This window comes from Flavobacteriales bacterium (assembly GCA_016124845.1).
Lineage (GTDB): Bacteria > Bacteroidota > Bacteroidia > UBA10329 > UBA10329 > UBA10329.
This window is the reverse complement of record WGMW01000020.1, coordinates 65,184-74,843: the sequence shown is the minus strand read 5'-3', so window position 1 is coordinate 74,843 and position 9,660 is coordinate 65,184. Positions and strand designations below refer to the sequence as shown.

Annotated in this window: 7 protein-coding genes; 2 read left to right on the top strand and 5 right to left on the bottom strand. The window is 48.4% G+C overall.

The window, feature by feature from the left end; all coding sequences use genetic code 11:
- From GC178_09285 to recR, 5 genes are all read right to left on the bottom strand, one after another.
- On the bottom strand, positions 1-2,388 hold a 2,388-nt coding region (locus tag GC178_09285), incomplete at its 3' end, for a hypothetical protein (protein ID MBI1287758.1).
- A 141-nt stretch (positions 2,389-2,529) separates the two neighbouring features.
- Positions 2,530-4,161: a hypothetical protein gene (locus GC178_09280; GenBank protein MBI1287757.1), complete on the bottom strand. Its 1,632-nt coding sequence runs from the start codon at positions 4,159-4,161 to the stop codon at positions 2,530-2,532.
- A gap of 81 nt (positions 4,162-4,242) precedes the next feature.
- Positions 4,243-5,583, bottom strand: coding sequence for a 2-oxo acid dehydrogenase subunit E2 (locus GC178_09275; protein ID MBI1287756.1), 1,341 nt, complete (start codon positions 5,581-5,583; stop codon positions 4,243-4,245).
- 72 nt (positions 5,584-5,655) lie between these two features.
- Positions 5,656-7,599 carry a glycosyltransferase gene (locus GC178_09270; GenBank protein ID MBI1287755.1) on the bottom strand — a complete coding sequence of 648 codons (1,944 nt, stop codon included), beginning with the start codon at positions 7,597-7,599 and terminating at the stop codon, positions 5,656-5,658.
- Positions 7,600-7,716: 117 nt separating this feature from the next.
- Entirely contained in the window at positions 7,717-8,334 is a 618-nt protein-coding gene (gene recR, locus GC178_09265) for a recombination protein RecR (protein MBI1287754.1), read from the bottom strand.
- Positions 8,335-8,608: 274 nt separating this feature from the next.
- Between recR and GC178_09260 the strand changes: the two genes are divergently transcribed.
- Complete coding sequence (locus tag GC178_09260; GenBank protein MBI1287753.1) at positions 8,609-9,070, top strand: mobile mystery protein A; 462 nt, start codon at positions 8,609-8,611, stop codon at positions 9,068-9,070.
- A complete protein-coding gene (locus tag GC178_09255) occupies positions 9,061-9,657 on the top strand; it encodes a mobile mystery protein B (protein MBI1287752.1) in 597 nt (198 codons plus the stop codon). Before GC178_09260 ends, GC178_09255 begins: the two co-directional genes overlap by 10 nt.
- Positions 9,658-9,660: the final 3 nt, after the last annotated feature.

Here is a 9,660-nt window from a genome sequence, read left to right as displayed (position 1 = left end):
TTTTAGACGAGCCTCCTCGGCCGCTTTGGCCCGTGCAGCTTCCTCTGCCTGCTTGGCTGCAAGTTCAGCTGCGGCCTTTTCAGCCTGTGCTTTGGATTCCTGCTCTGCTTTTAGGCGAGCTTCCTCAGCCGCTTTGGCCTGAGCAGCTTCTTCTGCTTTTTTGGCTGCAAGTTCAGCTGCGGCCTTTTCAGCCTGTGCTTTGGATTCCTGCTCTGCTTTTAAGCGAGCTTCCTCAGCCGCTTTGGCCTGAGCAGCTTCTTCTGCTTTTTTGGCTGCAAGTTCAGCTGCGGCCTTTTCTGCTTGTGCTTTGGATTCCTTCTCTGCTTTTAGGCGAGCTTCCTCAGCCGCTTTGGCCTGAGGAGTTTCTTCCGCCTGCTTGGCTGCAAGTTCTGCCTCAGCATTTTCTGTCTGGGCTGTTTCTTCCGCCTGTTCTGAAGCTTCCTTCTCTGCCGCTTCTTTGGCAGCCTGTGCCTGAATCGCTTCAAATCGTGCCTTCGCTTCGGCCTTTCTTCGTTCCAATTCAGCTTGCTTGGCCCGCTCTTCTTCCGAAGCAAGTTCCGCTTCTGCTTCCTCTTTCTCCTTTGCTGCTAATGCCTCTGCTTTTTTTCTTTCCTCTTCCTTCTGCTTTGCAAGCGCCTCTGCCTCGGCTTGTTGTTTCGCCCGCTCCTCTGCTTCTGCGGCCAAACGCTCTTCGTCAGCTGCCCGTTGGGCGGCCAGTGCTGCCTCTTCCTCTAACTTCTTCGTTTCGTCCTGGAGCGCCAGAATGTTCTCTCCGAACACCACTTCTTCCAACTCCAATACTCCATCATATTCTTCGTAAGATTCATCTTGAGAAATCGGAAGCTTGGCCACGATAGGTTCGTACCCATCGGCTTCGTATGTGATCGTGTATGTTTCGCCTGGACGGAGAATCAGCACGAAAAAACCCGTTGAAGGATTGGGCCGATAGGTACCGATATTGGCGCCTCCTTCATCCGTAACGGTGATCTTGGCACTAATATCCGCATAGGCCATTGCAGGTACTTTCATGTTGCCCCGTGCCACCGCCATCGCGTCAGACTTCTTGGCTTCCAGTCGAAGCATGTAAAGATCTGTTCCACCGAAACCACCGTCCTTATCGGAACTGTAGTAACCTGTGCGACCGTCAGGCGCCAAGATGAAGAACACATCATCTTCTGAGGTGTTGATCGGATACCCGATATTCTCAGGCACGGTCCATGCGCCATCCTCAAACTCCGAACGGAAAATATCGAAACCACCCATGGACGTGTGTCCCATGGAACTGAATATCAACGTCTTGCCATCGGCAGAAATGAAAGGTGAATCCTCTTCGTACTGCGAGTTGACGACACTCCCCATGTTCTGAGCCAATGCCCATTCTCCATTTGGGAGTTTTTTGCAATACCAAAGGTCCCTACCACCATATCCTCCTTCGCTTCGGTTCGAAACGAAGATCAGCATGTCCTGCGTGGCGTTGACCGTTGCGTGTGTCTCCCACGATTTGCTGTTGATATCAGAACCCATCGGTTCAGGCTTGCTCCAATCGCCACCATTTTTGGTGCTATAGTAGATATTGCCATCGCCATTATCGTCCTTGTAGATGAACAATAACTGCCCGTCTGGAGAAAGGCCAATGGCCGCATCATGTCCTGGGGTATTGATATTGGAACCTATACTTTTAGGAGCACTCCATTGCGTGCCCGATTGACGCGTACTTATGTAAATATCATCATAGTAATTGCCATTGTCGTCTACCAATCCGCCAGTTCCGCCTTCTCTTCTTGATGTGAAGATGAGTGTACGTCCATCAGCCGTTACGATCGGGCAATAATCGGGGTACTTGCTGTTGACCGTTGGCCCCATATTGGTGATCTTCACACCAACTGGGTGCTTGGTCAACTCCATGGCGTTCTCGGCATACTGAATTTGCTGACGTACCTGATTGTAGGTTTCCACATCGTCCAGTTCAATGAACGAACGGTAATTGTAGTAATTGGAAACCGCCCTGTCAAACTGATTCTTATGGTGATACGCTTTACCCAAATAGTAATAGGTGATGCCTGGCGCGCGCTTCTCTTTCCAGTTACCTTCCTCATACGTTCCAGGGCTTGCCACATCGCGCGTAGCAGACTCTAACCGTTTGATGGCCAAGGCATGGTCTTTCTTTCCCATCAGGTAACAGATGCCTAACAGATGGTTGACATTGGCGTTCATTGAATCGGAAGCATACAACTCTTCCAACAATGGGAGCGCATCCATGTACGCGCCATCGTACACCAAAGCATCAGCCTTGTTGAATTTCTGCTTGAACTTGGAGTCACCGTAAGGTTGTGCCAGACAAGCTACCGACATCAACCACAGCAATCCACCTGAAATCAGATATTTCATTTCCCTTTTCCTCAGAACTACTCTGCTAAGTGCGTTCTAACTATGGATGTCGGTACTTGTGACAGTCCATAATTCCGCCAAAGATAAAAGAATTACAAAGTTGAGATGGACGAAATCGACCAGCCGAAAGCTGCATAAAACCTACTTGTTCAATGCGATCGGTTTTAACTGTATGGCACGGTTTATCTCGAAGTAAGATGTGTTCTCTGGAACAAACAATTTCTCCGACTTATAGAGATAGCCATCCGCCTCGTAAGCGATATTGTAATTCCCTCCTGGATGAAGAATGAGCACAAACCGCCCGTTGTCCTGCCGTGGCCTGTAAATACCGAACAATTCTCCTGTTTCGTTATCGGTCACTTTTATCTGAACATCCTGCGGCAGCTTGCCTTGCTCGTTTGGCATGATGGCTCCTTTGTAAACTGTAAGCGGAACTTCACGGTCTCTATCCAATCGGATCAGGTAAATGTCCTTTCCGCCATACCCCTTGCCGCTTGAAGATGAATAATAGGCACGCTTTCCGTCTGGCGACATTACGAAGAAGTAATCGTCATCGGGTGTGTTGACAGGACTACCGATGTTCATTGGTGTGGACCATTTCCCATTTTCCTCCACCGAGAAGAAAATATCGTAACCGCCCATGCTGTTGTGTCCCTTCGAACTGAAGAAAAGGGTTTTCCCATCGGGATGGATGAACGGAGCCTCCTCATCATATTTGGTATTGATCACGTCTCCCAAATTCTCGGCAACCGCCCACTCTCCATTAGGTAATCTGCGGCTTCGGAAGATGTCCATTCCACCTTCACCGCTTCTATCGGAAGTGAAATAAAGTGTCTGTCCATCGGCCGAAACGGTCGCATGCGTCTCTCGGAACGGTGAATTGATGTTCTGATTGAGAAGAAGTGGTTCGCTCCATGAACCATTTTTCATCTGACTTACGTAGATGTTGCCGTCTCCAAAATCATCACGGTAGATGTAAAGTTCCTGTCCATCTGCAGAAAGACCGATACTGGCATCGTGACCTTCGGTATTGATGCGGCTTCCGATACCCACAGGCTTGCCCCAAGTTCCATCTTCCTGTTTCTGTGAAACGAAAATATCCTCGAAGTACTTGTCGTCAAGGTCCAGCTGACCACCTGTACAGGTCGGTCGTCTGGAAGTGAAAATGAGCATCGATTCGGTGGCATCAACCACGGCTGCATACTCATCGTATATGGAATTGATGTTCTCTCCCAGATTCTCTGTTGTGGCGCTGATCGGAGATTCTTTCAGCAACTTTCCGTTCAAACAGGTTTGGATCATCCATTCAATTTCCTCCTGCTTGAGTTTGTCGATGGATTTATCGACTTCCAAATACTTACGGTACGCGGCAATGGCATTGTCGAACTGCGAATTGAGATGGTACGCACGCGCCAAATAGTAATAGGCATCAAGCGGAGCTTCGGTCTCTTTGTAATTGTCCTTCGACTTGGCGCTGGTCTTCACCACCGCCTTTTCCAAATAAGGAACCGCTTTGGCCTTCTGGCCATTGATCAACAAGTAACTTCTACCGACCTTATAGTTGAGGAAACAATTGGTAGAATCGATGTTGTGAAGATCCATGAAGTTCTTGGCCGCACGCTCCGCTTTTCCTGCTTCCAGCTGCTCGTTGGCAACGGGAAAAACCCTTTTGAAATGAGCTTCTTTGTTGGCCTGTCGCTGTGCAAATACAGCTTGGGTTACGAACAAAAATGCAGCAAATAGCAGAGATAGCGGTCGGCTCATATGATACATATCGGTTTGCTGATCAATAGATCGGTCACGTTAAAATCGATCCGAATTCACCGTTCGGATGCACCCGATACGCAAATTAGACTAAATGGTTCTATTGATGTCCCAATTCTCCAAATAATCTGCCACTCTACGCACAAATGAACCTCCCAAAGCACCATCAACAATGCGATGATCGTAAGAGTGCGAGAGGAACATCATGTGTCTAATTGCAATGGCATCGCCCGTTGGTGTTTCAATCACTGCAGGCTTCTTTCTAATGGCTCCAACAGCCATAATGGCCACCTGCGGCTGATTGATAATTGGCGTTCCCATCACGTTGCCGAATGTTCCAACATTGGTGATGGTATAGGTTCCACCCTGAATTTCTTCTGGCGCAAGTTTGTTGCTCCGAGCTCTATCAGCAAGGTCATTCACGGCTTTGGTCAGTCCAAGCAGACTCATTTGATCGGCATTCTTAATGACGGGAACGATCAGGTTTCCGTCTGGTCTGGCCGTTGCCATTCCCATGTTGATGGATCTGCGCTTGATGATGTTCTGTCCGTCCAACGAAACATTTACACCTGGCATGTCTTTAATGGCCTTCACCAACGCTTCAATGAAAATCGGAGTGAATGTCAGTTTTTCGCCTTCGCGTTTCAAGAATGCATCCTTCACCTTATCGCGCCACATGACGACATTGGTCACATCGGCTTCCACGTAACTCGTTACGTGTGGCGATGTATGCTTGCTCATCACCATGTGTTCTGCAATGAGTTTGCGCATGCGGTCCATTTCAACGATCTCATCGCCTGGCATCAATGGAACAGAAACTTTTCCGACATGAGCTGTGGGCGCTGCTTTGGGTGCTGGCTGCGAAACCGCTGGTGCTGTCTGTACCTCCGTTTGCGTGCCGCGATTAGGCAGATAGTTGAGAATATCCGACTTGGTCACTCTTCCACCCTGTCCGCTTCCTTCAATGGTTTCGAGTTCTTGAACGGAAACTCCTTCTGTTTTGGCAATGGTTCTCACCAATGGCGAGTAGAAACGTCCACTATCCGAACGTTTTGGAATCTCGCCCACTTCGGCTGCTCCGTTTGAAGAATGACCGTTAGACGAGGCCGAAACTGGCTCAGCAACTGGCTGCGGCTTTTCGTCTTTCGTTGGTTCAGGTGCTTTTGGCGCAGGTTCTGAAGTAGCACCCGCCTCAGTCGTTATGTATGCCACAGGACTTCCAACCTGAACCACATCATCGGCCTGACAGCATTGCTCGGCAAGAACGCCTTCCACAGGCGATGGAATCTCGCTATCAACCTTATCGGTTGCGATCTCCATGATCGGCTCATCCAACTCAACGGTATCGCCAACCTCTTTCAACCAACGGATAACCGTTGCTTCTGCCACACTTTCGCCCATCTTGGGCATCAACACTTCAACTTTAGCCATTGCTACAATTTTGGGAGGGCAAAGATAACTATCAAAGCAAACCTCGAAGGTTTTGAAAACCTTCGAGGTTTATCACCTGCCCAGATTACGAAAACCCTTGAACACGATATTCAAATCGTTTGCTACGCGATAATCCTTGGCGTAGAGCATGTTCAATCGTGTCAATCCCTCTTCATCAGGTTCGCCCGCTTCCAATCCATCCAACGGGTTCAGGACTGAGTCCGCAATCTTCGGCAATTGGAAATTCTGATCGGCATTAAGGTCTTTGATGTAGCCGACCCATGTTCGCTTTCCGATGAGGACAAGCAGAATGTTCTTGATCAGTCCGAATGGATTTTTCATCGCCCAAATGATTATTGGGCTAAGCGCCAGAAAGAGGATCGCCAGCAATACATCCAGCAATCGTTTTACCCGCTGATTGGTCGGTTTGGTAATGGCATTGATACCGAACGCGTATAGATCACCAGCTGTATTGATGGAGTTGCTACCTATGAGAAACATGGTTTCGCTGGGCGCTATCTTAAAATCAACTTCTGGGAAGTTGGTCTGCGTCATGCAATCAATTATCCGCTGCGCGGGAATGTCCTTCGCACAGAAGATCACCTCGCCAATGTTCTGAATACGGATGAACTCATCCAGTTTGGAAAGGTCACTCTCATCCGAAACTTCATACCGCCCTACAAAACCAAGTGTTTTGAATGTATCTTTCAAAAGGTTCTCAACCCGAGAAATTTCATCTGACCTTCCAACCACCAAAAAGCGTTTGGTCTTCTCGCTGTTCAGATTGAAACCGCTCACCTTCAACAGATGAAGCGCAAACCTCACCAACGGAATGACCATCAACGCCCAAAGTGAACCGATAAGAATTACTGCACGACTGAAACGCACCTGCTCGCCCATCAATCCATAGCCTATTAATATGATGGCTGAACCAGCCACCAAACCTTTCACCACATTGGAAAGCTTTATCGGCTTATCGTAACCGCCCGAAAAGTGCATGGAAACGAGCCAGATCAGCACGTAAACTGGAAGTACGAACAGGAAGAATTCCTTCGGGTAATGCAATCCTTCGCCAGCTTTTACCGATGATTCCCAATAGGTGGAAATGACGAACAACCCTGCGTAAATGAGTGCTCCGTCCAGAAGTGGCAACGCAATTCGCTTCGCAAAGCGATTGGCAACTGAAATGGAAGCCCGCAACAAAATGGCGAAGTTGATGAGCAACGAGAACATCTGCGCGCGCTCCTTTGAAAAATGCTTCTTGGCGAAAATCGCCATCGCGTTGTAGAACACGAACACGTAATTCAGACTTCCCTTTTTGGTGCTTTCACCTTTATAATGAATGATGCGCGCCTCTGGATAATAGTAGTTCTTGTAACCGCCTTTGATGATGCGATACGAAAGATCGATGTCCTCTCCGTACATGAAGTAATCCTCATCCAGCAGTCCAACCTTATCCAACGCTTCCTTACGCATCAGCATGAACGCGCCCGAAAGCACTTCAATCTCGTGCGTTTCGTCCTTATCCAAGTAGGATAGATGATACTTTCCAAACCGCTTGGACTTTGGGAACAGCCAACTCAGCCCGAAAATCTTGTAAAACGCCACTTCGGGAGTTGGCAGACTTCGCTTGCTCTCCGGAAGAAATTTACCCTTTCCGTCCACCATGTTGATGCCGAGGCCGCCAGCATCTGGGTGCTCATCCATGAACTTGACCACTTTCTCAAATGTGTCGGCTTCGACCAACGTGTCCGGATTGAGAAGTAGCACGTATTCGCCTGTCGCCAATCGCATTGCCTGATTGTTGGCTTTCGAAAATCCAACGTTGTCCTTGTTCGCAATCAGCTTTACTGAAGGAAACTTGGCTTCGACCATTGCCACCGAACCATCCACCGAGTTGTTGTCCACCACAAAAACTTCAGATGGTACGTTCTGAATGGCCGTCATCACCGATTGCAGGCACTGCTCCAAGAAGTGCTGCACATTATAATTGACGATGACGATGGAGAGTTTCATCGCTGCAAATATGCTAATGGAACGCGGATGACGCTGATGACGCGGAAAATCGCTGATTTATTATTCGTCAAAACTTGGAAATCAACGAAAATCCACCCTACCCGGGTTTTCTGCGTTCTACTTCGCCAACGAACTTTCGTAAGGCACGCGGTTTACCAATGAGCGTCCGAGGGTCAGTTCGTCCGTGTATTCCAACCCGCCACCAATGGAAACGCCACGTGCCAAGGTGCTGAGTTTTACATCGAATTTCTGTAGCTGGCGCGAGAGGTAGAAATTGGTGGTGTCACCTTCCATGGTAGTGGTGAGTGCAAAGATCACTTCCTTCACCTCGCCAGATTGCAGGCGTTCTATCAACGGTGAAATGTGCAGGTCGCTGGGACCAATGCCATCCAATGGCGAAATGATGCCGCCAAGCACATGATACAGACCTTTGAACTGCTCGGTATTCTCAATGGAAACCACATCGCGGATGTCCTCCACCACGCAGATGGTGGTTCTATCCCGTCTGTTGTCGGCACAGATGTCGCAGATCTCTCTATCCGTAATGTTGAAGCACTCCTTGCAGTACTGCACCTGTTCCTGCAATTGCAGAAATGTGTTCCCGAATTTCCGAAGTTCCTGAGGGTCTTTCTTTAGTAGATGCAGCACAAAACGGAAAGCCGTCTTCTGCCCTACACCCGGCAATTGTGCAAACTCATCTACTGCTTGCTGAAGAACTTTGGAAACGAGATTCATTGAGGCGAAGATAACGGATGCCTCAACCTTTTCGAACCGTAGTTACACACATTCTTGGCTTGATTAACTCGTAATTGAAGACTCGTTTCAAGGTTAAGAAGACGATAATTTCGAATCATGTCTCCGGTGCTCATTTTTTCCATCATTGCCGCATACATAGTGGCGCTTGTCATCATTTAGTAAATAAATATTTTTACTTTTATCCAAAAATGTAAATGCATTATTTTACTTCATATTTGCATAAGTAAACTTATTAATTTACTTTTGTTTCGTTTTGGGTCAGAGGGATAAACTCATATTGGAACAGTTGGAGCGGAAAATTGAACCTTTCCGAAGCGCTCGGAATATTCCCGCACCTGAAAAAGGCTGGCTCCAAGCAGTGCGTACCGCTCTGAACATGACCTTGGAGCAGTTGGGTAATCGACTGGGCACATCCAAGCAATCAGCCAAGGCCATTGAAATGCGCGAGGCGAGCGGTGCCATTTCCTTGAAAAACCTGCGCGAAGCCGCCAATGCCATGGACATGCAACTGGTATATGGTCTTGTACCCAAAGAAGGAACGGTCGATCAGTTGGTGGAACGAAAGGCACGCGCTTTGGCCGAGAAGATCGTGAGGCGCACACATCATAATATGCAACTGGAAGACCAGGGCAACAGCGAAGAACGAATAAGACAGGCCATTGACGACCTGACGGATGAGATCAAACGCGAAATGAGACGGTCGATATGGGACTGAAACTCGAATACCATGACGGCCAAACACCTTTGGACGAAGCCGAAAAGGAAGGACTCCGAATCGCCTCGGTCACAACGCATGAGGAGCTTGACGAACTGGAACAGTTGAACATGGAAAAGGCGTTGGTCTGGATCATCCAGTCCAATTTCAAACCAAAGAATGTGCTGACCGAAAAGTTCCTGAAGACGGTTCACAGACGCATGTTCGGTGATGTCTGGAAATGGGCAGGTGAATTCCGCAGGACAGACAAGAACATTGGCACCAAGTGGCCGCAGATCGGAACGGAGTTGAAACAACTACTGGATGACACAACCTATTGGATTGAACACGAAACCTTTCCGCCAGATGAAATTGCCATCCGCTTCAAACATCGGTTGGTAAGCATTCATTGCTTTGCGAACGGAAACGGGCGGCATTCGCGCCTCATGGCCGACATTCTTGCTGAAACTGTTTTTGGGAATGAGGTATTCTCGTGGAGTGCATCGCGAATGGGAAAGCCTGATGACGTGCGCAAAAGCTACATTGCCGCGCTTCACAAAGCAGACAACGGAAACATCCGACCATTGATATTATTTGCAAGAACATAGCCT

What these genes read in the sequence shown, in the direction of transcription:
- GC178_09280 (MBI1287757.1), bottom strand. Translation starts at nt 4,161, where the DNA reads ATGTATCATATGAGCCGACCGCTATCTCTGCTATTTGCTGCATTTTTG.
- GC178_09275 (MBI1287756.1), bottom strand. Translation starts at nt 5,583, where the DNA reads ATGGCTAAAGTTGAAGTGTTGATGCCCAAGATGGGCGAAAGTGTGGCA.
- GC178_09270 (MBI1287755.1), bottom strand. Translation starts at nt 7,599, where the DNA reads ATGAAACTCTCCATCGTCATCGTCAATTATAATGTGCAGCACTTCTTG.
- recR (MBI1287754.1), bottom strand. Translation starts at nt 8,334, where the DNA reads ATGAATCTCGTTTCCAAAGTTCTTCAGCAAGCAGTAGATGAGTTTGCA.
- GC178_09255 (MBI1287752.1), top strand. Translation starts at nt 9,061, where the DNA reads ATGGGACTGAAACTCGAATACCATGACGGCCAAACACCTTTGGACGAA.